Genomic DNA, 22,547 nt, shown 5'->3' on the forward strand with positions numbered 1-22,547 from the left:
ACCCGGTTCTCCGCGCGACATCCGGACGGCCTTCCGCGCGACGCCGCCCCACCAGCCTCGTGCGGAGAAATCGCGGGCAGCGGCCACAGGCCCTGCCCGCCGAACTGCTCAGACTGCGTGACGCGCCTTGTTCTCGCTGTTGGCGGCCTCGACGGTGGCCGTGCCCTGCGGCATGGCGACGGCCTCACCCATGATCGTCGACATGTCGCGCAGCAGGCTGGTGCCCTTGGCGGTCCGCTGCACCAGCACGCTGCGACGGTCCTGCGGATCCGTCTTGCGGCGGGTCAGGTCGAGTTCCCCCAGCCGGTCGAGCGCGCGGGTGATCGCCGGCTTGGACACGTTGAGCGAGGCTGCCAGGCCGCGCACCGTGTGTGGTCCTTCTGCGAGATAGGCGGTCAGGAAGACACCGAGCTGGCGTGCCGAAAGGTCAGGCCCGTCGCGTCGTACCAGCGCGACCACCGTGTCGCGCAGGACCTCCACGAGTTCATCTCCAGTCATCTTCACCGCCATAGTGTATTCTTATCCTTCCAAGTTGCGCCGTGACGTCGTGTCCGGATCGCTCCAGCCCCCTCAACATCGCCAGCGAAGGCACGACGCCGTGCATCGCGCCACAAACAACGGCGTTCAACCCGGCTTGCCATCGTTCCCGTTCTTGAGCGCGGGAAGCAGATCCGCGATCCCCGCATGGAGAGCGCGAAGAGCCTGTGCCTCACCACCTTCCGGACGGCCGGGGCGGTGCGAGTCGTTCCAGGCGTACAGATCCAGGTGAACCCAAGGGGTTCCACCGGGAACGAAGCGGTTCAGGAAGAGCGCCGCGACCACGGCACCCGCCATTGGTCGAGAGGCCACGTTGTTGATGTCCGCAACGGAGCTGTCCAACCACGAATCGTAACCACGGCGCAATGGGAGGCGCCACACAGGGTCGTGATTCCTGTCACCCGCTGCGAGCAGGGCTGCGGCCGCGTCATCGTTGTTGCTGAACAGCGCGGGAAGGTCCGGCCCCAGTGCCACGCGCGCAGCGCCGGTCAGCGTCGCGCAATCCACAATGAGGGCGGGCTGCTGCTCACCCGCGAAGGCGAGAAGATCGGCCAGAACCAGGCGCCCTTCCGCGTCGGTATTGCCGATCTCGACGGTGAGGCCCTTGCGCGTGCGCAACACGTCGCCGGGGCGGAAGGCGTCGCCCGACACGCTGTTCTCCACCGCGCCGACCATCACCAGCAATCGCACCGGCAGCTTCGCCTGCATGATCAGCCGCGCGAGACCCAGCACCGTCGCGGCGCCGCCCATGTCCTTCTTCATGCGCAGCATGCCCGCCGGCGGCTTCAGGTCGAGCCCGCCGGTGTCGAAGCACACGCCCTTGCCGCACAGCGCCACCAGCGGGCCGTCGGCCGCGCCCTGCCAGCGCAGGATGCCGACGCCGGGCGCGCGGCTGCTGCCCTTACCCACCGCGGCCAGCGCCGGGAAGCCTTCGGCCAGCAGCGGGCCGGTGACGGTCTCGAAATCGGCGCCCTCGCGCGCGGCCAGCAGGCGCGCCGCCTCCAGCAGCTCCGCCGGGCCGAGGTCGGAGGCCGGGGTGTTGATCAGGTCGCGTACCCACTGCGCCGCCTCGGCCACCGTGGCGGACCAGCCGGTGCCTTCCGGCGGCACAAGGCGCGCGGGCTGGCGCTTGGGCGCGCGGTAGCGGTGAAAGCCGTAGGCGCCGAGCGCCCAGCCGAGCACCGCAGCCTCCGCGTCGGCCTCGCCTTCCAGGTGCCAGGTGGTGCCTTCCGGCAGGGTCCGCGGCAGGTCGCCGTAGGTCCAGGGAAGCGACGCTTCCTCGCCCAGGCCCAGCACGGCGCCGGCCAGGCCAGCCTCGCCCGGCAGCAGGCGAAGCTCGCCAGCCTTGGCGGCGAAGCCCGTGGCGCGCAGGAAGGCGGCCTGCCCGGGCGCCAGCGCCGCCAGCCCGGCGTCCAGCCCGGCCGCCGACATGGCCCGCAGCGGCAGGCTGTCGCCACCGGCTGCCGCGAGGCCCTCCAGGGCGCGAAGCTGGGGGATGTCCCGGGGCGGGATCTCGTTCATGGGCTGGGCCTCGTGCTGGATGGGGCGGGCCTGGAGTCGCCGGCACCCCGCTTCGGAAAGAAAGGCGCGGACGTTACGCCCATCCGCCGGGCTGCCCAGACCGGCCGCGGATCAAAAGCGTGCCGATCGTGGTGGGGATGCCCTGCGGAGGGGCGGGAAACCCCGGCCCATACATCATCCTGCGCAAGAAACGATCTTCTCCTGCGGGACGCCGCGGCCCTGTACCCGGCCCTGTACCCGGCCCTGTGCCCGGCCGCGCGGGCCGCCCTCAGGCCTGGCGCGGCTGGCCGTTGGAGGCCATCAGCCCGCCATCCACCGGCAGGATGACGCCGTTGACGAAGCGCGCCCCGTGGCCGGCCAGGAACAGGATCACGTCGGCTACCTCCTCCGGCTCGGCGCCGCGGCCCAGTGGGATGCGGTCGGCGAAGCGGTCCATCAGCGCCTTGTTGTTTTCCATGCCGGCGGTCAGCTCGGTCATGGTCAGGCTGGGCGCCACGGCGTTCACGCGCACGCCCTTGCCGCCGAGCTCCAGGGCGAGGGAGCGCGTCAGGTTGCTCACCGCGCCCTTGGCGGCGTTGTAGAAGCTCATGTTCCAGTCGCCGCCCAGGCCCGACACGGACGACACGTTGACGATGTTGCCGCCGTTCTTCAGCAGCTGCGGCAGCGCCGCGCGGATGCCGAAGAACACGCCGTCCACGTCGATCGCCATGACCTCGCGCCAGTCCTTCAGCGAGGTGCGCGCGAAGGGACCGGTCGGCGCCACGCCGGCATTGTTCACCAGCACGTCGATCCGCCCGAAGCGTTCCACCGTGGCGGCCACCAGCGCCTCCACCGAGCTCTGGTCCGACACGTCGGTGGCGTGCACCAGCACCCGCCGCGCCTCCATGCCGCGCGCCACCGCGCTCAGCTTTTCCTCGGTGCGCCCGGCCAGCACGACCGAGGCCCCTTCCTCGTTGAAGCGCCGTGCCGTGGCGGCCCCGATGCCGGAGCCGGCGCCGGTGACGATCACGGTCTTGCCTTCGAAACCAGCCATGGTCGGGGGATCTCCAGATGTTCCGGGTTGGGTGGCAACCGGTGGCAGCGCCGCCCGCCGCGGCCACAGGTTGCGCCATGCCCATGCCGAACGGCCCATCGCGGCGGCGGTTCCAGCGTTCGTGGCGGCAAGGCGTGCGCGCCGCCTCCTGTTTTCCCGCGCTGCGGGAAGATTTCGTGTCGCGACGGCGTGGCGGGCAAACTTCCCGGCCCGCGAACCGCTCCGTCACCGAAGGGCGGCATCTGCCGCAACCCGGCCTGCGCCGCTCCAGCCCTCAGGGTGACAGGAGGCGCCGGCCCCGAACCGACGGAGCCTCGACCGCATGTCCGCCAGCAGCGACCTGTTCCAGCCCGCCAGGCTGGGCGCCCTGCACCTGCGCAACCGCGTGGTGATGGCGCCGCTCACCCGTTCCCGCGCCGGGGCGGGCGACGCGCCGGGGCCGCTGAACGCCGAATACTACCGCCAGCGCGCCACCGCCGGGCTGATCGTGACGGAGGCGAGCCAGATCTCGCCCCAGGGCAAGGGCTACGCCTTCACGCCCGGCTGCTACACGCCCGAGCAGGAAGCGGGCTGGCGGCTGGTCACCGACGCGGTGCACGGGGCGGGCGGCCACGTCGTGCTGCAGCTCTGGCATGTCGGGCGCATCAGCCATCCGGACCTGCAGCCGGGCCACGCGCTGCCCGTGGCCCCCTCGGCCATCCGGCCGGAAGGGCAGGCCTTCACCGAGGAGGGTTTCAAGCCGCACCCCACCCCACGCGCCCTGGAGACCGGCGAGATGGCCGGGATCGTGCGCGACTACGCCCACGCGGCGGAGGTGGCGAAGCGTGCCGGCTTCGACGGCGTCGAGATCCACGCCGCCAACGGCTACCTGCTGGATCAGTTCATCCGCGACAGCACCAACCAGCGGGACGACCGCTACGGCGGGCCGGCGGCCAACCGCATCCGCCTCACGCTCGAGGTGGCGGAGGCGGTCTGCGCGGTGTGGGGCGGCGACCGCGTGGGCATCCGCCTGTCGCCGCTGACCAACCAGGTGGGCGGCATCCCGCTCGACAGCGATCCCATGGGCACCTATGGCCTGCTGGTGGAGGAGCTGAACCGCTTCGAGCTGGCCTACCTGCACTGCGTCGAGGGCGTCACCCAGGGCAGCCGCGACGAGCCGGAAGGTTTCTCCTTCCAGCGGCTGCGCGCCCGCTTCAACGGCGGCTACATCGCCAACAACGGCTACACGCGCGAGATGGCGCTGCGCGCGCGGCACGACGACCTGGCGGACTTCATCTGCTTCGGCCGGCCCTTTATCGGCAATCCCGACCTGGTGGAGCGGCTGCGCCGCGACGCGCCGCTCAACACCGACAACAAGAGCACCTGGTACGGCGGCGGGGCGGAGGGCTACACGGATTACCCCATGCTCGACGCAGCCTGAGCGGCCGGTCGCCACGCGGCGCCCGGCCGCGGAACGGCGCGGCCAGACCTGATTGTATCAGACCCGGTTGTATCAGACCCGGTTGTAGTTGTCCTCGAGGCGGATGATGTCGTCCTCGCTCAGGTGCTTGCCCAGCTGCACCTCGATCACCACCAGCGGCACGTCGCCCGGGTTTTCCATGCGGTGCACCACGCCCAGCGGCAGGAAGATGGACTCGTTTTCCCCCACCGTCAGGACCTCCTCGCCGCGCACCACGCGGGCGGTGCCATTGGCCACCACCCAGTGTTCGGCGCGGTGGCGGTGCTTCTGCAGGCTCAGGCGCTGGCCCGGCTCCACCACGATGCGCTTGACGACGTAGCCCAGCCCGGCATCCAGCAGGTGCCAGGAGCCCCAGGGACGGGTGTCGCTCTCGCCCACGCGATAGGTCGTGGTCGGCGCGGCGGCATCGGACATGGTGGCTTCTCCTGAAGCGCCGGACACGCGGCCGGCGAGGTCACGCGTCGCAGCGTGGCGGCACAACGGGCGGCGGCGGGATATCGCCGGCGCCCCTCATGGTCGCGCTGCTTGGCTTACGAGGGAGCCCCAGGCTACCGGAGCGCATGGGCGGATGACAACAGTTCCGCCACCGTCGCAGCCCACCCGGCGGCTCTTTGGCGGCCCTCCTGACACCCGCATGGGCGTCCGCGCGAGCAGGCGTTCTGTCTGCCGCCACGAGACCGGCGCGCCGCCGCTTCAGGCTCCGTCCACCGCCTCCACCACCCGCAGCCAGGACCAGCGGGCGCGGTAGCTCTCGGCCTTGCGCCGGAACAGCGGCAGGTCCGGCAGCAGTGGGTTGGGCCGCAGCACGCCGGCCCAAAGATCATGGAACCCGTCGGGCGCGTAGAGCGCGCCGGTTTCCAGCGAGATGCCGACGCTGGTGCAGGGGATCAGGTAGCGATCGATGCCATCCGTGGCGCAGCCGAGGCGCGGGTAGTCGCTGCCGAAGCGGTCGCGGTACCACAGGTGGACGCGCGCTTGGTTGCGCACCTCCACTGGCGCCGCGGGCAGCGGTGCCCCGGACAAGGGTGCAGCGGAGATTGGCGCACCGGGCATCGGCGCCGCGCGCGATGCCACGGGTGCGGCATCGGACGGGGGCAGGAGGTCGGCGGTCGCCTCGGCCACGCGGCGGATCACCCGGTCCTCGGCCTCCCAGCTCAGATCGCTGCTGTCGAAGTAGAAGACGTCGTAGTCCCGCACCCCCGCCGCCGCCGGCCGTCCCGACAGCCGGTTCCACACCGCCTGGAACAGCGATCCGGCGGTCAGGAAGCCCTGCGGCAGCCCGAGCGCCGGCAGGCGCCGGAGCAGCGCCGCGTTCACCGGGTTCTCCCGCGCCGCGAGGAGGAGGTTTTCCGCCGAGGGGGCGAAGTCCGCGGGCTCCGTCATGCCGCCCCTCCCCTCAGCGCACCAGCGGCTTGTGGCACAGCACCTCCACGCCCTCACCCGTCCGGTGCCGCGGCGGCACGGTCCGGCAAACCTCCTCGGCGATCGGGCAGCGGGTGCGGAAGTGGCAGCCTTCCGGCGGGTTGCGCGGGCTCGGCACCTCGCCGGGCAGGACGTCCCGCACCGGCCCGGCCTCCGCCCCCCCGGGGCGCAGCCGCGGCACGGCGGCCAGCAGCGCGCGGGTATAGGGGTGCGCCGGGGTGCGGAACACCACCTCCGCCGCGCCGGCCTCCACGAGACGGCCCAGGTACATCACCGCCACGCGGTCGGCGACGGCGCCGACGACCGGCAGGTTATGCGACACCATCAGCAGCGCCAGGCCCAGCCGGTCGCGCAGCCCGGTGAGCAGGTTCACCACCTCTCCCTGGACCGACAGATCGAGGCCGGCCGTGGGCTCGTCGGCGATCACCAGCGATGGCTCCAGCACCAGGGCGCGGGCGATGGCGAAGCGGCGCGCCTGCCCGCCGCTGATCTGGTGCGGGTACTTCTCCAAGATCGCTTCGGGCAGGTTCACCGCCCGCAGCACCGCCAGCGCCGCCGGCCAGCCTTCGCGCAGCGGCAGGCCGTGGATGCGCAGCGGCTCGCGCAGCAGGCTGCCCAGGCGCAGCCGGGGCGAGAGCGAGGCCACCGGGTCCTGAAAGATCATCGCCGCGCGCCGGCGCAACGCCTGCCGCGCCCGCCGGTCGGCCGAGGCGAGGTCGCGCCCCTCGAAGCGCACCGTGCCGGCGCCGGGCCGCGCGAGGCCCAGCAGCAGCCGGGCAAGCGAGCTCTTGCCCGAGCCGCTCTCGCCCACCAGCCCCAGGATCTCGCCCCGCCGCAGCCGGAGCGACACGTTGTCCACCGCGCGCGTGCCGTCGCGGTACACCAGCGTGACGCCCGAGGCTTCCAGGATCGGACCTTCGGGGATCGGGCCTTCGGGGATTGGGGCGGCTTCCGCGTTCCGGGGCGCGCCGTTGTTCGCGGAGCTGGCGCGACCGGGGCCGTCGCCACCGCGATCATCGCCATTCGGGCCGTTGCCATTGAGGCCGTCGCCAGCAGGGCCTCGGCCGCTTCCGGCCGGGCCCGATCCCGGTGCCGCGGGTGGCGGGGTGGAGGCGCCCTGGCTCAGATGCGGATGCACGCCGCCATCCTCGCATTCGCCCGGAACGCGTCGCCGCGCCGGATGGTGCCGTTTCGCGGCGTGTCCCCTCGCCCCATCCTGACGGCATCGGCCGGGAGCGGGGCCTCGTGAGGTGGGGCGTCGCCGGCCAGGACACCGGAAGCCGGGCCGGCGGACGTCGCGGCAGAGGAAATTGCAACCCCGGGGATCGCGGCACCAGGGCCGGCGACATCCGGCGTCAGGCCATCGGCGGTCGGGTTACCGGGAACTGGGCCATCGGGGCTCGGGCCGGACGGGGCGGCCGCCGTCGCCGCGCCTGCCGCCGAGGCTTCGCCGGGCGGGCGCAGCGCCGGCTGCGCCGCGCGGCAGGCCTCGATCACCAGCGCGCAGCGGTCGGCGAAGATGCAGCCCGGCGGCAGCCGCGCGATGTCGGGCACCTCGCCCGGGATCGAGCGCAGCGGCACGCCGCGCGGGGCGTCCGCGCCGACCTCGCAGGCCAGCAGCGCGCGGGTATAGGGGTGCAGCGGTTGTTCCAGAACCTCGCGCACCGTGCCGGTTTCCACCACGACGCCGGCGTAGAGCACCGCCACGTCGTCGCAGAGCTCGCCGATCAGCGCCAGGCTGTGCGAGATCAGCACCATCGTGCCGCCCATCTCGGCCCGCAGCGCGCTCAGCAGCCGCACGATCTGCCCTTCCACCGTGGGGTCGAGCGCGGTGGTGGGCTCGTCGGCCAGCAGCACCTCGGGCTCGGCCAGCAGGGCGGCGGCGATCATCACGCGCTGCCGCATGCCGCCGGAGAATTCGTGCGGGTAGCCGTGGACCCGGCGCTCCGCCTCGGGGATGCCGACGCGGCGCAGCATCGCCACGGCACGCTCGTGCAGCAGGGCGCGCGGCAGGCGGGGATGGCGGGCGCGCTGGAGGTCCACCAGTTGCGTGCCGATGCGGAACACCGGGTTCAGCGCCGTCATCGGGTCTTGGAAGATCATCGCGAAGCGGGTGCCGCGCAGTTGCCGCATCCGCTCCGGCGCCAGCTGCAGCAGGTCCTCGCCGCCGGAGCGGATCTCGCCCGACAGCCTCTCCACATTGCCCGGCAGCAGCCTCAGGATCGCGGAAACCAGCGTGGACTTGCCCGAACCGCTCTCGCCCACCAGCCCCAGCGCCCGGCCGCGCCCGAGGTCGAGCGACACGTCGCGCAGCGCCAGCGCCGGGCCGCGCGGGGTGCGGAAGCCGAGGTTCAGGCCGCGGATGCTGACCGCGACCCCGTCCGGCTGTCCGGCGTCGCTCATGCCGCGGGCCCGCGCAGGCGGGGGTCCACCGCGTCGCGCAGCGCCTCGCCGAACAGGGTGAAGCCCAGCGTCGCCGCGCAGAGCGCCACGGCCGCCAGCGCCACCGGCCAGGTGGAGCGCGCGAGGTTGTTGTAGCCGTCGTGCAGCAGCGCCCCCCAGGAAGCGCGCGGCGGCGGGATGCCCACGCCCAGGAAGCTCAGGCCCGCCTCGACGGTGATCACCACGGGAATGTCCATGCTGGCCAGCACCAGCAGCGGCCCCAGGATATTGGGCAGAACGTGGACCAGCACGATGCGGACGGGGCCGGCGCCCAGGGCGCGCTCCGCTTCCAGGAAGGCGCTGTTGCGCACGCCCAGCGTTTGCGCCCGCGCCACCCGGCCGAAATGCGGCACCATGGTCAGCGCGATCACCAGCACCACCTTGTCCAGCCCCGGCCCCAGCAGCGCCACCACCGCCAGCGCCAGCAGCAGGCCCGGAAAGGAGCTGACCACGTCGAAGACCACCAGGATCACGCGTTCCAGCCCCGGCGGCGCGAAGCCGGCCGCGACGCCGGCCGCCGTGCCCGCCAGCAGCGCCACCGCGATGGTCAGGATCGACACTTCCAGCGCCAGTTGCCCGCCATCGGCCAGCCGCGCCAGCATGTCGCGGCCGAGGTGGTCGGTGCCCAGCCAGTGTGCCGCGGAAGGCCCGCTGAAGCGGTGCAGCACGTCGAGGCGGTTCGGGTCCCAGGGGATCAGCGCCGGGCCTGCCAGGCTGAACAGCAGCACCAGCACCACCAGCACGAGGCCGATGCGCCCGGTACCGTCGCGCCAGATGGCGCGGACCGCCTCCGCAGCGGCGCTCAACGCCGCTCCTCCCGCCCCAGGCGCGGGTCGAGCCAAGCGTAGAGCAGGTCCACCGCGAGGTTGGTCAGCGTAAACACGAAGACCACCACCAGCACGCTCGCCTGCAGCACCGGGTAGTTGCGCAGGTTGATGGCATCGAAGACCAGCGTGCCGAGGCCGGGGCGCGAGAACACGATCTCGGCGAAGATCGCCCCGCCCAGGAGGCGGCCGACGCCCAGCCCCAGGATCGCCAGCGTCGGCAGCGCCGCGAGCTTGAGCGCGTATTTTCCCACGATGCGCCATTCCGCCATGCCGTAGGCGCGGTCGGTGCGGATATGCGGCTCGGCCAGAACCTCCAGCAGCGAGGCGCGCAGGAGGCGGGCGATGTAGCCGATCCAGCTCAGCCCCAGGGAGAGCGCCGGCAGCACCAGACGCGCGACCGTACCCCCGCCCCCCGCCGCGCCATCGCCGCCCGTGCCCAGCACCGGCAGCCAGCCGAGCCAGACCGAGAACACCAGCACCAGCACCACCGCCACCACGAAGTTCGGCACCGCGATCACGCTCACGCTCAGCACCGCCGTCAGCTGGTCGAGCCAGGAGTTGCGGTACACCGCGGCGAAGCAGCCCAGCGGCACCCCCACCGCCACCGCTAGGCCGATCGCCGCCGCGGTGAGCGAAAGGGTGTAGGGAAACACCTCCAGCACCAGCGCCAGCACCGGGCGGCCGCTGACCACGTCGCGGCCGAGGTCGCCGCGCAGCACGTTGCCCAGGAAGCGCAGCAGGCGCAGCGGCACCGGTTGGTCCAGGCCCATGGCGGCGGTGAAGGCGGCCACCGCGTCGGGCGTGGCGCGCGGCCCCAGCATCACCTGCGCCGGGTTGCCCGGGATCGCCAGCGTCAGCGCGAAGAGCAGCACCGTGGCGCCGAGCAGCACCATTGCGGTGGTGAGCAGCCGGCCGCCGAGGTAGCGCAGCGTCGGCGGCACGGGCGCGCGCGGCGGCTTCGGGCCGGCCGGTCCCGCGGCGTGCCCGCGCAGCGCGGCGGGCGGCGCCGGCGCGACGCCGCTGCCGGCGAGGCTCACCGGCCCTGCCCCGCCCAGCGCGGCCGCGCGGCGCCGCGCCCGGCCATGCCGGCGTCATCCGGGCGCGACCCGCCCGGCCGGTGGCGCGGGGTCACGCGCTGCGGAACCGCGCCAGCAGCATGTCGTCGCCGTTGGGCATCACCGCGGGCTGGAGCCAGTCACGGAAGCCCATGACGTTCTTCTCGTGCGTCAGCCAGATAAAGGCGGCCGAGGCCTCCATGACCTTTTGCGCCTCGATGTAGAGGCGGGCGCGCTCCGCCTTGTCGTCGGTGGCGCCGGCGCGCCGGTACAGCTCGTCATATTCGGGGGAGCGCCAGCGTTCCCAGTTCCATTGCCCCACCTGGTCCGCCGTGAACCATTGCAGCTGGAAGGCCGGGTCCGCCTTGCCGCCGAAGCGCTGGAGCGACAAGTCGAGCGCCTTGCCGGCATCGCCGCTGCCGGCGGACCAGAAGGTGCCGGCATCCTGCACGTCGAGGTCGAGCTGGATGCCAACCTCGGCCAGCAGCGCCTGGGTGATCACGCCCACGTTCTGGAAGACCGGGCGGTTGAGCAGCGTCAGCCGCGTGCGGAAGCCGTTCGGCATCCCGGCCTCGGCTAGCAGCTTCTTCGCCGCCGCCACGTCGCGGGCCGGGCGCGGCGCGTCCTTCCAGTAGCCCAGCAGCGGCGGCGCGATCGGCCCGGTGGCGGTGCCCACCGCGCCGTCGTAGCCGCCCTGGGTGATCTGCTCGGGGTCGAGGGCCAGGCGGATCGCCTGCCGCACGCGCAGGTCGGTGAAGGGCGGCTTCTCCACGTTGATGCCGATCCAGACCATGTTGATGCTGTCCTGGTTCAGCACCCGGGTGGCCGGCAGCTTCGCCACCGCGGCGGCCGAGGAGGGCTCCACCGCGGTGAACTGCAGCTCATCGGCCCGCAGCGCCAGTTCCGCGGTCTTCGGGTCGCGCACCGGGCGCACCACGATCTCGTCGAAATCGGGCTTGTCGCCCACCCAGTCGGGGTTGCGCCGCAGCACCACGCGCTGGTTGGGCACCCATTCCCCGAACAGGTAGGGCCCGGTGCCGATCACCCGCAGCGGCTGCCGGTCGGTGCGGTAGGCCCCGGCCTCCAGCGCCTTGCGCGAGTAGATCAGCCCCGAACCCTCCGGCAGCACCACGGTCCAGAGTTGCGGCGCTGGCTTCTTGAGCAGGATGCGGCCGGAAAGCGGGCCGGTGACCTCGACGTGGTCCAGCGCGTCCCAGTCGGCCTTGTAGGTGGAAGGGCGGCCGTCCGGGCCGGGCTGGCTGAAGCTTTCAAAGGAGAACTTCACGTCCTCGGCCGTCATCTCGCCCGAGCCGTCGTGCCACTTGAGGCCGGGCCGGAGTTCGAAGCTGATCTCGGTGGGCGAGACCTGGGTGATGCTGCGCGCGGCCTGGAGTTCCCAGTCGAAGGTGCCCGGCTTGAAGGAGATCAGCCCCTGCATCACCGCGCGCATGATGTTGGCTTCCTGGAAGCTCGTGCGCGAGGTCGGCAGCAGGGCGCCTTGAATGTCGCGCGACATGGCCACGGCCAGGCTGCGCGGGCGCCCCTGCGAGCCACCTTGCCCTGGGCCTTGCGCGGCCGCCTGCGCCAGCGCGGCGGGGGCGAGGCCGCCGAGGGCGGTTGCGGCGGAAAGACTGGCGGTGGCCGACAGCAGCTGCCGGCGGGTCGGTTGGCGCATCGCGTGGCCTCCTGGAACAATCCCGGCCGTTCCCCCGGGAAGCGGGTCGGACCTCGCCTCGCGGCTTCGGGAGGACATAGAAACGATCCGTCCCGGCCGGGGCAAGCAGCGGGTCCGCGATGGGGCGGGTGATGAACGGGTCTTGAACGGGACCGGGGCGAGGATTCCCGCCCTCAGCCCTCCGGCAGGCGTTCCCCCGCGCGCACGGCCATGGGCAGGCGGTTGCCGCGCGGTGCCAGCGGGCAGGTGTAGCGCGGCGAGTAGGCGCAGGACGGGAAGTAGCTGAAGTTGAAGTCCAGCACCGTGCGGCCGGCCCCGTCGCGGCCGAGATCGGCGCTCTTGATCGTGTCCAGCAGGTAGCGCCCGGCGCCGTAGGTTTCCCGGCCGCTGGTGGCGTCGGCGAAGGGCAGGAACACGCCGCCGCCGTAGCCGCGCATCCAGTAGAGCACCAACTCGCCCCCCAGCGCCTCGCCCAGCCCCTCGGTGCGGGCGAAACCGTCCAGCACCACGGCCCCGTCGGCGCCGGCCGGCAGTTCCAGCACCTCGGCGGTCTCGGGCGGCCGCAGCGTGACGGCGAATCGCAGCGCGGGATCGTAGGGATAGAGGCGCGGGCCAGGATGGGCGGCGCGCGCCGCCGGCTCGATCGGGGATTGTGGGTGGCTGCGGAACAGCGCCGCGCGGGTGTCGCGCCACAGCTGCCAGGCGCGCTCCGGCTCGGGCTCGGCCCGGATCGCGGCGTAAAGGTCGGCCACGCGCCGGCGCCAGTCCCACAGCGCCGCAGTGTCGCCCCCGGTGAGATCCCCAGCGGGGTTCCAGGCGGAGGTCCCAGTGGGGTTCTCACTGGAGTTCCCAAAGGGGCTCCCAGCGGAAGTCCCGGCGGCGGGGCCCGCCGCGTGCGGATCGTTCGGGGGCTGCGTCATGCCACCGCCATAGACGCCCGGCGCCTGCCGGGGCAACGCGTCACGGCGTCACACTCCCGCGCACCGGGTCGCCAGCGCGCGAAGGGTCGTGGCCGTGGCCACCGCGCGGGGGCGCGTCGGAAGGTCGGCCTGGGTGGCTCAGGATTGCCGCGTGGCGAGCGGCGTGACCGAGAGCGGGGTGTCCGGCATTTCCGGTGCGATGGTCAGGCCGACGGAGACGCGGAGCGGCAGCCACTCGGCAACCCAGTCCGACCGCTGCTCCAGCACCATGAAGGCGCCGAAATAGGCGGTCAGCAACAGGCCCGTGGCAACAAACACTCCGGCCATGTCGCGCAGGGGGGATGAGCGACGCATGACGCGATGTTCCTTGTCCAGCAACACTCTGCATCATTTACCGGAGGGGTTAACAGGTCATTTGAAGCCGGAACAAATTTTTCTCGTGCCGTGGTTGTGCCCGGTACCGCGTCGTTGTGGCCGCGTCCCTGCGCCGGACCTCCGGAAGGGCAGGCGGAGGGACGCGGCAGGGGCCGCTCAGCCGCCGCGCCGGATCACCGTGCCGCACAGGCCCAGCGCGGTGTTCACCAGCGCCAGGTGGCTCAGCGCCTGGGGAAAGTTGCCGATCAGACGGCGGCTGGGGACGTGGTATTCCTCCGACAACAGGCCGACGTCGTTGCGCAGCGCCAGCACCCGCTCGAACAGCGCGCGCGCATCGTCGTGGCGCCCCTGCATCATCATGCAGTCGGCCAGCCAGCAGGAACAGGCGATGAAGCTGCCTTCCTCGGCACGGATCAGCGGCGCGCCGAAGGGGGCGGCCATCCGGCGCACGAGGCCGCCTTCCAGCAGGTGCTCCTCGATCGCGGTGATCGTGGCGGCCATGCGCGGCTCGTCGGCCGGCAGGAAGCCGGTGAGCGGCAGCAGCAGCAGCGAGGCGTCGAGGCTGCGCGAGCCGTAGTGCTGCACGAAGGTGCCGGTGCGACTGTTGAAGCCGTGCTCGCAGATGTCGGCGTGGATCTCGTCGCGCAGGCGGCGGAAGCGCGCCATCTCCTCCGCCGAAACGCCGCTCCGCCTGTCGTCGAGGCGCAGGAAGCGGTCCACCGCGATCCAGGCCATGGCCTTGGAATACACGTAGTGCTGCGGCGCGTCGCGGGATTCCCACAGGCCCTGGTCGGGCTCGCGCCAGATCCGTTCGACGTGCCGCACGAGGCGCAAGGACACCTCGGCCGAATGGTGGCTGCTGTCGATGCCGGCCCCGCGCGCCAGCAGCGTGCTGTCCAGGACCTCGCCGTAGATGTCGAGCTGCCGCTGCCCGGCCGCGGCGTTGCCGACGCGCACCGGCTGCGCGCCGTCGTAGCCCGGCAGCCAGGGGACGTTCCATTCCTCCAGCCGTCGCTCGCCGTCGAGGCGGTACATGATGCGCATCTTCTCCGGCAGGCCGCCGATCGCCCGCAGCAGCCAGTCGTGCCAGGCCCGCGCCTCGTCCCGGAAGCCGGCATTGAGCAGGGCCGTCAGCGTGAAGGTGGAATCGCGCAGCCAGCAGTAGCGGTAGTCCCAGTTCATGTTGCCGCCCGGGATCTCGGGCAGGCCCAGCGTCGGCGCCGCCACCAGCCCGCCGGTGGGATGGTGGATCAGCGCCTTGAGCGTGATCAGCGACCGGCGCACCGCCTCGGGCCAGTCGGTGGGCTTGCTGAACGGCGCGATCCAGTCGCGCCAGTGCCGCTCCGTCGCGTCCAGCAGCGCCCAGGCGTCCAGCGGCTCCGGCGGCGGCAGGTGGGACGGGCCGTGCTGGAGGGTGAAGGCCAGGCGCTGCCCGGCCCGGACGGTGAAGCGGCCCTCGGCCCCGTGCTCGGTGGTGTCCAGCGGCACTTCGGTGCGGAACACCACCTTGTTGGCCCCCACCACCGCGACGAGGCCGGATTCATGGCAGGCGCTCTCGCGCGACACCCAGGGCGGCATGGAGCCGTAGTCGAAGCTCAGCTGCAGGGTGCAGCGCATCGCCACCTCGCCCTCCAGCCCTTCCACCAGCCGCAGCAGCGAGGCCTCGCCGTCGGGACGGACCGGCATGAAGTCGATCACTCGCACGGCGCCGGCGCGGGTGCGGAACCCGGTTTCCAGCACCAGCGTGTCGGGGCGGTAGCGGCGCGACACCGCGGGCTCCCCACCCTCCCCGTCCTCCGGCGCGATGCGCCAGTAGCCGTGGCGCTCCTCGCCCAGGAGGGCCGCGAAGCAGGCGTCGCTGTCGAAGCGCGGCCAGCACAGCCAGTCCACCGCGCCGTCGCGCGCCACCAGGGCGGCCGTCTGACCGTCGCCGATCATGGCGTAATCTTCGATGGGCTTGGACATGGGGCTGCAACTCTCGGGGAGCGGCCCGGCTGCCGCATCGCTCCAGGCAACGCGGGCGGGGGCCTCACGTTGGCGCTGCGAGATCAGGTTTCGGAGGGTGCGGCGTGGCGCGGATCGTGGTGGTGACGGGCGGCAGCGCCGGCGTGGGGCGCGCGACGGCGCGGGAATTCGCCCGGCAGGGCTGGGACGTGGCGGTGATCGCCCGGGGCGTGGAGCGGCTGGAGGAAACGGCGGCGGAGCTGCGCGGCATGGGGGTGCGCGCGCTGGCGATCCCGGCCGACGTGGCCGACGACAAGGCGATCGACGCCGCGGCCGAGCGGGTGGAGCGCGAGCTCGGCCCGATCGAGGTCTGGGTCAACAACGCCATGGCCACCGTCTTCGCGCCAGTGATGGAGGTGACGGCCGAGGAGTTCCGGCGCGGCACCGAGGTCACCTATCTCGGCACGGTGCACGGCACCGTCGCGGCGCTGCGGCGGATGCGTCGGCGGCGGCGCGGCACGATCGTCAATGTCGGCTCGGCGCTGGTGTACCGCTCCATCCCGCTGCAGGCGGTGTACTGCGCCGCCAAGGCCGCGATCCGCGGCTTCACCGACAGCCTGCGCTCCGAGCTGATCCACGACCGCGCCAATATCCACCTGACCATGGTGCACCTGCCGGCGGTGAACACGCCGCAATTCGACTGGTCGCGCAACCGGATGGGCAAGATGGCGCAGCCGGTGCCGCCGATCTTCCAGCCCGAGGTTCCGGCGCGCGCCATCGTCTTCGCGGCCACCCACCGGCGGCGCGAGATCTGGGTGGGGCTGCCGACGGTCAAGGCGATCATCGGCAACCGCCTCGCGCCCGGCTTCGCGGACCGCTACCTCGCGAAGCACGGCTACGACACGCAGATGGGCGACAGGCCCCAGCCCGCTTCCGCCCCGGGCAACCTGTTCCAGCCGGTGGCGGGCCACCAGGCGGCGCATGGCCGCTTCGACCACCTGGCGCGCCGCGGCTCGTGGGAAATGTTCACCACCTACCACAAGGGCGCGGTGGTGGCGGCGCTGGGCGTCGGGCTGCTGTCGGGCCTGCACCTGCTCGCCCGGCGCTGGCGGATCTGAGCGCACGGCGCGATAAGCCGCGCATGAGCAGCGACCCACAGCCGGGAAGCCCCTCGCCGGGCGCTCCCCCCAACGTCATCGGCATCGACCTGGGCGGCACGCAGCTGCGCGTGGCGCTGGTGGACCCGGCGGGGCGCATCCTGCGCGCCGAGCGCCAGCGCACCGACGCGCAAGGCGGGCCGGAAGCGGTGATCGGGCAGATGCGGGCGATGATCGCGGCGCTGCGCGACGAGAACACCGCGGCGATCGGCGTCGGCCTGCCCGGCACCTTCGACGCCGCCGAGGGGCGCGTCATCCACATGGTGGCGCTGCCGGGCTGGCGCGACGTGCCGCTGGCCGGGCGCCTGCGGGAGCTGACGGGGCTACCGGCCGCGCTGGAGAACGACGCCAAGGTCGCGGCGATCGGCGAATGGCATGCCGGTGCCGGCCAGGGCTGCCGCAGCTTCTGCTACGTCACGGTGTCCACCGGCATCGGCGGCGGCATCGTGGTGGACGGTCGGCTGCTGCGCGGCCTGGGCGGCCTCGCGGGCGAGATCGGCCATACCCGGATCGCCGAAACCTCCGAGCCCTGCAACTGCGGCCAGCGCGGCTGCTGGGAGGCGCTGGCCTCGGGCACCGCGCTGGGGCGGCGTGCCAGGGCGGCGGTGGCGGCGGAGCCCGCGTGTCACCTGGCAGCGGTAGCCGGCGACGCGCCCGCCACCGGCGAACATGCCGGCCGGGCGGCGCGCGAAGGCTGCGCCGTGGCCGCTCGCGTGCTGGAGGAAGAAGCGGTGCTGCTGGGCGTGGGCTTCCGCAACCTCCACCACCTTTACGCGCCGGAGCGGATCGTGGTGGGCGGCGGCGTCTCCGCCCTGCTGGAGGAGATGCGCCCCACCATCGAGCGCACCCTGCGCGAGCAGCTGCTGCCCGGCTTCCGCCCGGCCGAGATCCTCCGCGCGGCGCTGGGCGACGATGCCGGGCTGGTGGGCGCCGCCGGCGTGGCGCGCGAGGTCCTGGCCCGCCGGGACTGAGCCGAAGGGGGCCGAGCCCGGGGTCAGCGAGGGCGCGGCCGACGGGAGCCGGCCGAAGGGGTCGACCGGTGAACCGAGCCGGCAGGCCCCGGGCGCGATGTCGCACCCGGAGGCCGTCAAGAGACCTTTTCCTGGCCGCGCTCCCGATGCCTCCTCAGGGCGCGGGGCTGAGGCTCATGGCACGGGTTTCCTCGTCGGCCCGCGCCTCGTAGCGCAAGCCCCGGCGCATCGCCCAGACGCTCTTCTGGACGTGCAGCGGGATCACCGCCACGTCCTCCATGGCCATCGCCATGGCCTGCTGCATCAGCGCCTCGCGCGCCTTGTCGTCCAGCGTGGCCAGCGCCTTCGCCACCACCGCGTCGAAGGCGGGGTTGCTGTAGTGGCCGAAGTTGGACAGACCGAGCCCGGTCTGGGCGTTGCGCGTGCCCAGCACCGCCTTGAGCGAGGAAGACGGCTCACCGGTCGAGTTACTCCAGCCCAAGAGGAAGGCCGAGGCCTCGAAGCGATTGAGCTTGCCGATCACGGTGGCCAGCGGCTGGGATTCGACGCGGGTCTTCACGCCAACGCGCGTCCACATCTGCGCGACGGTCTGCTCGATCTGCGCGTCGTTGACGTAGCGGTCGTTGGGACCGCGCAGCGTGATCGTCAGCCCGTTCGGGTAGCCCGCTTCCGCCAGCAGCTGCTTGGCGCGGTTCGGATCATAGGCGGGCACGGCGATGTTGGGCGCGTAGCCGAAGGCACCCGGCGGCATGAACTGCCCCGAGGCCAGGGCCGCGCCCTCCATCACCCGCGACACAATGGCCGGGCGGTTGATCGCGACGCTCAGCGCCTCGCGCACGCGGCGGTCCTGCAAGGGGTTGCGGTCCAGCGCCTCGCCATTGGGCCCGGTCACGTCCGGCGTGGCGCCGCTGCGCTCGGTGTCGAGGCCGATGAAGACGAGGCGCGTGCTGTTGCCCTCCACCACCGTGAGGCGCTCGTCCTTGCGCAGCCGCGCGGCGTCGGCGGTGGGCAGGTTGTCGATCGGCGCGACGTCGCCCGACAGCAGCGCCGCCACGCGGGCGCCGTCATTGGTGATGATGCGGTAGTCCACCCGCGCCCACTGCGGCTTGCCGCCCCAGTATGCGTCGTTGCGCACGAGGCGGACACGACTATTGGGCTCGTAGGATTCGAAACGATAGGGGCCGGTGCCGATCGCCGCCACGCCGCTGTTGAAGTCGGAGCTCGCGGCGTGGGCCGCGGTGGAACGCGGCACGATGAAGATGTTGGCCAGATCCGTCGGCAGCAACGGCGACGGTTCCTTGGTGTGGAAACGGATCGTCAGCGGGTCCACCACCTCGGTGGAGGCGATGGCGCGGGTGTAGACGGCAAAGGAGCTCGGGCTCTGCACCTGCGGCACGCGCTCGATCGAATAGGCCACGTCGGCCGCGGTGAAGTCGCTGCCGTCGTGGAACTTCACGCCGGGGCGCAGCTTGAACTCCCAGGTCGTGTCGTCCACCAGGCGCCAGGACTCTGCCAGGCCGGGCGTGAGGCGGGAATTGGCGTCGCGCTGCACCAGCCGGTCGAAGATGTGCGACGACAGCATGATGCTCGGCGTCAGCGTGTAGTAGTGCGGGTCGATGCTGGCGGGTGGGGCGCTGACCGCCATGGTCAGGGTCTGCGCCGCATCCTGGGCGCGCGCGGCCGGCGCCGCGAGCGAGAGCGCCACGATCCCACCGAGCAGCAAGGGTCGCAGCGCGGTGCGCAGCATCGTGGTCATGTCCGGTTTCCCCCTTATCCTTGGTCCTGCGCCGCCCCGTTCCCGGACGGCGGGGCTCCTTGGGACCGGGGCTCTGCTCCCGGGCCTGGGCATCCCGCCCGTGCGGAGCAGGCGTAACCATCCGGGTTATCGGCAAAGCCGTACCTTGCAAAGGGCGGGCCCGGCCGCTGCGCCCGGATGGGCCGGGCCGGAACTCACGCCGTCATGCGGAGGACGTCACCGCCCTCCGCATGGCGGCCCCCATGGAAGTCCGGCGTGCGGCCTTCCCGTCAACCCAGGCGCGACAGAGGGCTGCACAGGCCCAAACCCGTGCAGCCTGGCATCAGTCCTTCAGGCCGAGCTCCTCCTGCACCAGGCTGACCCAGTAGGCCGAGCCCAGCGCCAGGGCCTCGTCGTTGAAGTCGTAGTGCGGCGTGTGGACGTTGTGGAAGCTGCCGTCCGGGTTGGAGCCGTTGCCGATGCGCATGAAGGCGCCGGGCTTCTCGCGCAGCATGAAGGAGAAGTCCTCGCCGCCGGTGGAAGGCGGCACCTCGCCCACCTGCGGCGCGCCCACGAGGGCGGCGGCGGCCTCGCGCGCCACCACGGTCTTGGCGGCGTCGTTCACGGTGGGGATGCACAGCGCCTGGTAGTCGAGTTCCGCCTTGCAGCCGTGGACGGCGGCCAGGCCTTCGGCCAGCTCACGCAGGCGGCGGATGATGGTCTCCTGGGTCTTCGGCTCGAAGTAGCGGGCGGTGCCGCGCACCTCCACGACGGAGGGCATGACGTTGGGCGATTCCGTGGCGCCGCCATTGATGTAGCCGACGCTGATCGCCGCGCTCTCGGTGGGCGCGAGCGAGCGGGCGGCGATGGTGTGCAGGCCTAGCAGGAAGTGGCCCAGCACCACGGTCACGTCGGTGGCCAGGTGCGGCGCCGCGCCGCCGTGCCCGCCGGTGCCGGTGAAGGTGACGCCCCAGAAGTCGGCACCCGCCAGCATCGGGCCGGGCCGCGTGGCGAAGCGGCCGACCGGGATGCCGGGGCTGTTGTGCAGCCCGTAGACGGCATCGCAGGGGAAGCGGTCGAACAGCCCGTCGGCCAGCATCGCCTTGGCGCCGGTGCCGGCTTCCTCGGCGGGCTGGAAGATCAGGTGGACGGTGCCGGCGAAGTCGCGGTTCTCCGACAGGTAGCGCGCGGCGCCCAACAGCATCGTGGTGTGCCCGTCATGGCCGCAGGCGTGCATCTTGCCCTTCACCGTGGAGGCATAGGGTAGGCCGGTTTCTTCCTCGATGAACAGCGCGTCCATATCGGCGCGCAGGCCGATGGCACGCTGCCCCGGCCGGGTGCCGCGCAGCGTTCCGACCACGCCGGTGACGCCCACCTTTTCCGTGACGTCGAAGCCCCAGTCGCGCAGCTTCTCCGCCACGATGCCGGCGGTGCGGACTTCCTCGAAGCGGGTTTCGGGATGGGCGTGGATGTCGCGACGGATCGCGATCAGCTCGCCCTCGTAGGCGCGGATGGCATCGAGGGGGTTCTGTGCGGGCATGGGTTTTTCCTTCCGGACGAGCTTTCGTGCGGAAGGGTCGCCCGCGTTCCGGAAGGGGTCAATGCGGCGGAGGCAATTCGGGACCACCGGGTGCGCGGGCGATCAGCCGCCCGGGAGGCGTCACGCAGGGGGCGTCAGCACGCAGGCCACCAGCCTTGTGGGGCGATCACCCGCGAGGCGCTGTCACCCGTCATGGGAAGCGGCGCGCAGCAGGTCGCGCCGCCGGGCTGGGTGCCTGGCGGAGCGCCAATGTTGCGCCCTGCTCCCGCGCTCCGTCCCGCAGCGGCGCGCGGGATCAGCCGGCCGTGGCCGACCCGGGCGGCACGAGGTCGACCGTCCAAGTGAAGGAAGCCTCTTCTCCCGCCGGCAGGTTCACGATGCCGGGCTTGCCATTGAACTCGCCCTCCCACCCGGCCGGGCTGGCATGGCCGCGCCAGGGCTCCAGACAGAGGAAGGGGGCTTCCTGCGGCTTGGTCCAGACGCCGAAATCCCGGTAGCCGTCCCAGCGCATGTCGACCGCCGCGCCAGAGGGGCCGCAGAAGCGCGCGCGCCGGGTGGGCAGGTCACGGAACACCAGCGCATCACGCGCGAAGAGCGCGGTGTCGAGCGGCAAGCCGTCGCCAGGGATCGGCAGGGTTTCCTCCTCGCCCGACAGGAGCCCGTCGCGCAGGCGCGACACGGTCAGGGCCTGCGTGTCGAGGTCGGGGAAGCGCAGGCGATGACCGTCGCGCCCCTCGCAGCCGGGCAGCGGCCAGCGGAAGGCGGGGTGTGCCCCGACCGAGAAGGGCAGCGGCGCTTGACCGGGATTTCCGACCGTGGCGACGCAGCGAAGGGTGGCATCCCCGACGGTGAACTCCAGCACGAGGCGGAAGTCGAAGGGATAAAGCGCACGGGTCTGCGTATCGGCCGTGAGTTCCAGCGAGCAGCGCCGCTCTTCCCGCTCGAGCCAGCGGAAGGCCCGGTCCCGCGCGAAGCCGTGCTGCGTCATACCGTGCCGCTGCCCGTCGTGAAGGAGGCTGTCCTGCTGCAGACGCCCGACGATCGGGAACAGGACTGGGGCATGGCGCGGCCAGGAGGGCTGGGCATCCCAGAGCCAGGCATGGCCATGCGCGTCCAGGGCCGAAAGTTCGGCACCTTGCTGCTGGATGACGGCCAGGGTGTCGCCATGCCGTAGGGTGTGCTGCCGGTCCATCGCCCTGCTCCTCGATTGAGTCAGGGCGGTGTTGTAGCGCCCGAGCGGCTCGAGGTCTTGCCGCGAGCAGGATGCCGGCGCAGATGGCCGGCGTGGCCCTGAACCTGATCAAGCTGTCCGTCGGACCCAAAGACGTGCACGAGTTGCGCCGCCTGCAGGCGGAACGGCTGGTGGTACAACCGCCGCTGCGCCACTGGACGCGCATGATCCCGCGTCGGCGCGAGGAACTGCTGGATGGCGGTTCGATCTACTGGGTGATCGGCGGCTTCGTGCGGGTGCGGCAGAAACTGCTGGATCTGGTGGAGGATCAGGATACGGAGGGACGCGCGCGCGTGGCGCTGGTCCTCGACCCTGAGCTGGTGCCTGTGGAGCTGCGTCCGCAGAAGCCATTCCAGGGCTGGCGATACCTCACCGCGGTTGACGCACCGGGCGATGTAGGAGACGGCCCAGTGGCGTCGGGGTTGGAAACGATCCCGCCCAAGCTTCGCGTGGAGCTTCGTCGGCTTGGATTGCTTTGAGGAGTTTGCGCCGTGGGTCCCGGCTGTCGCGAGACGGTCAGGGCCAGTTCAGCGCTGCGCACTTGTGGGCGTGGTGCTGCTCTGGGCTGACACGTGTGGGCGGCCTGCCTCTTTCTGCGACGTTGGCCCATGTCTGACCAAGTGGCGAGCACGCAGAGCCGCTCATGGAGCTGTTGCTCCGCGAGCGGCGTGTTCAGCTGTGGTGCGTGTGTGTGGGGTGATGG

General features: G+C 72.2%; 19 protein-coding genes and 1 pseudogene. 4 read left to right on the forward strand and 16 right to left on the reverse strand.

Features of this window, described 5'->3' with window-relative positions:
- Positions 1 to 108 precede the first annotated feature (108 nt).
- From ACFFGY_RS17480 to ACFFGY_RS17490, 3 genes are all read right to left on the reverse strand, one after another.
- Positions 109 to 510 carry a MarR family transcriptional regulator gene (locus tag ACFFGY_RS17480; protein ID WP_377045797.1) on the reverse strand — a complete coding sequence of 134 codons (402 nt, stop codon included), beginning with the start codon at positions 508 to 510 and terminating at the stop codon, positions 109 to 111.
- Between the two features lie 114 nt (positions 511 to 624).
- Positions 625 to 2,058: a leucyl aminopeptidase family protein gene (locus tag ACFFGY_RS17485; protein ID WP_377045798.1), complete on the reverse strand. Its 1,434-nt coding sequence runs from the start codon at positions 2,056 to 2,058 to the stop codon at positions 625 to 627.
- Positions 2,059 to 2,326: 268 nt separating this feature from the next.
- On the reverse strand, positions 2,327 to 3,091 hold the full coding sequence (locus ACFFGY_RS17490; RefSeq protein ID WP_377045799.1) for a meso-2,3-butanediol dehydrogenase: 765 nt from the start codon (positions 3,089 to 3,091) through the stop codon (positions 2,327 to 2,329).
- Positions 3,092 to 3,413: 322 nt separating this feature from the next.
- Between ACFFGY_RS17490 and ACFFGY_RS17495 the strand changes: the two genes are divergently transcribed.
- Positions 3,414 to 4,511, forward strand: a complete 1,098-nt coding sequence (locus tag ACFFGY_RS17495; protein ID WP_377045800.1) for an alkene reductase — start codon at positions 3,414 to 3,416, stop codon at positions 4,509 to 4,511.
- Between the two features lie 72 nt (positions 4,512 to 4,583).
- Here ACFFGY_RS17495 and ACFFGY_RS17500 read toward each other — a convergent pair.
- The 10 genes and pseudogenes from ACFFGY_RS17500 to ACFFGY_RS17545 all read right to left on the reverse strand — a co-directional run.
- Positions 4,584 to 4,910: pseudogene (locus tag ACFFGY_RS17500) on the reverse strand (cupin domain-containing protein); the annotation flags it as partial.
- Between the two features lie 333 nt (positions 4,911 to 5,243).
- Positions 5,244 to 5,933, reverse strand: a complete 690-nt coding sequence (locus ACFFGY_RS17505) for a nucleotidyltransferase family protein (protein ID WP_377045801.1) — start codon at positions 5,931 to 5,933, stop codon at positions 5,244 to 5,246.
- 13 nt (positions 5,934 to 5,946) lie between these two features.
- On the reverse strand, positions 5,947 to 7,110 hold the full coding sequence (locus ACFFGY_RS17510) for an ABC transporter ATP-binding protein (RefSeq protein ID WP_377045802.1): 1,164 nt from the start codon (positions 7,108 to 7,110) through the stop codon (positions 5,947 to 5,949).
- The gene (locus tag ACFFGY_RS17515; RefSeq protein WP_377045803.1) at positions 7,095 to 8,375 is read right to left on the reverse strand and encodes an ABC transporter ATP-binding protein; all 1,281 of its coding nucleotides are present in this window, start codon (positions 8,373 to 8,375) and stop codon (positions 7,095 to 7,097) included. The genes ACFFGY_RS17510 and ACFFGY_RS17515 overlap by 16 nt, the downstream gene beginning before the upstream one ends.
- Positions 8,372 to 9,220, reverse strand: a complete 849-nt coding sequence (locus tag ACFFGY_RS17520; protein WP_377045804.1) for an ABC transporter permease — start codon at positions 9,218 to 9,220, stop codon at positions 8,372 to 8,374. Before ACFFGY_RS17520 ends, ACFFGY_RS17515 begins: the two co-directional genes overlap by 4 nt.
- Complete coding sequence (locus ACFFGY_RS17525; protein WP_377045805.1) at positions 9,217 to 10,278, reverse strand: ABC transporter permease; 1,062 nt, start codon at positions 10,276 to 10,278, stop codon at positions 9,217 to 9,219. The genes ACFFGY_RS17520 and ACFFGY_RS17525 overlap by 4 nt, the downstream gene beginning before the upstream one ends.
- A gap of 91 nt (positions 10,279 to 10,369) precedes the next feature.
- Positions 10,370 to 11,971 carry an ABC transporter substrate-binding protein gene (locus tag ACFFGY_RS17530; protein WP_377045806.1) on the reverse strand — a complete coding sequence of 534 codons (1,602 nt, stop codon included), beginning with the start codon at positions 11,969 to 11,971 and terminating at the stop codon, positions 10,370 to 10,372.
- 173 nt (positions 11,972 to 12,144) lie between these two features.
- The gene (locus ACFFGY_RS17535) at positions 12,145 to 12,723 is read right to left on the reverse strand and encodes a DUF1684 domain-containing protein (RefSeq protein ID WP_377045807.1); all 579 of its coding nucleotides are present in this window, start codon (positions 12,721 to 12,723) and stop codon (positions 12,145 to 12,147) included.
- 306 nt (positions 12,724 to 13,029) lie between these two features.
- Positions 13,030 to 13,245, reverse strand: coding sequence for a hypothetical protein (locus ACFFGY_RS17540; RefSeq protein WP_377045808.1), 216 nt, complete (start codon positions 13,243 to 13,245; stop codon positions 13,030 to 13,032).
- A gap of 177 nt (positions 13,246 to 13,422) precedes the next feature.
- Positions 13,423 to 15,231, reverse strand: a complete 1,809-nt coding sequence (locus ACFFGY_RS17545; RefSeq protein ID WP_377045809.1) for a glycoside hydrolase family 15 protein — start codon at positions 15,229 to 15,231, stop codon at positions 13,423 to 13,425.
- Between the two features lie 104 nt (positions 15,232 to 15,335).
- On the opposite strand from ACFFGY_RS17545, the gene ACFFGY_RS17550 reads away from it, so the two are divergent.
- Positions 15,336 to 16,328 (forward strand): SDR family oxidoreductase, encoded by a 993-nt coding sequence (locus ACFFGY_RS17550; RefSeq protein ID WP_377045810.1) that lies wholly within the window; start codon positions 15,336 to 15,338, stop codon positions 16,326 to 16,328.
- Between the two features lie 23 nt (positions 16,329 to 16,351).
- Positions 16,352 to 17,338 carry an ROK family protein gene (locus ACFFGY_RS17555; protein ID WP_377045811.1) on the forward strand — a complete coding sequence of 329 codons (987 nt, stop codon included), beginning with the start codon at positions 16,352 to 16,354 and terminating at the stop codon, positions 17,336 to 17,338.
- A gap of 154 nt (positions 17,339 to 17,492) precedes the next feature.
- Here ACFFGY_RS17555 and ACFFGY_RS17560 read toward each other — a convergent pair whose 3' ends face one another.
- From ACFFGY_RS17560 to ACFFGY_RS17570, 3 genes are all read right to left on the reverse strand, one after another.
- Entirely contained in the window at positions 17,493 to 19,085 is a 1,593-nt protein-coding gene (locus ACFFGY_RS17560; RefSeq protein WP_377045821.1) for an ABC transporter substrate-binding protein, read from the reverse strand.
- Between the two features lie 331 nt (positions 19,086 to 19,416).
- The gene (locus ACFFGY_RS17565) at positions 19,417 to 20,613 is read right to left on the reverse strand and encodes a M20 aminoacylase family protein (protein WP_377045812.1); all 1,197 of its coding nucleotides are present in this window, start codon (positions 20,611 to 20,613) and stop codon (positions 19,417 to 19,419) included.
- Between the two features lie 295 nt (positions 20,614 to 20,908).
- The gene (locus ACFFGY_RS17570; protein WP_377045813.1) at positions 20,909 to 21,805 is read right to left on the reverse strand and encodes an aldose 1-epimerase family protein; all 897 of its coding nucleotides are present in this window, start codon (positions 21,803 to 21,805) and stop codon (positions 20,909 to 20,911) included.
- A gap of 83 nt (positions 21,806 to 21,888) precedes the next feature.
- On the opposite strand from ACFFGY_RS17570, the gene ACFFGY_RS17575 reads away from it, so the two are divergent.
- Positions 21,889 to 22,323: a DUF1489 family protein gene (locus ACFFGY_RS17575; protein ID WP_377045814.1), complete on the forward strand. Its 435-nt coding sequence runs from the start codon at positions 21,889 to 21,891 to the stop codon at positions 22,321 to 22,323.
- Positions 22,324 to 22,547: the final 224 nt, after the last annotated feature.

It is taken from the genome of Roseomonas elaeocarpi (assembly GCF_042433915.1).
In the GTDB taxonomy this organism is placed as follows: Bacteria; Pseudomonadota; Alphaproteobacteria; order Acetobacterales; family Acetobacteraceae; genus Roseomonas; species Roseomonas elaeocarpi.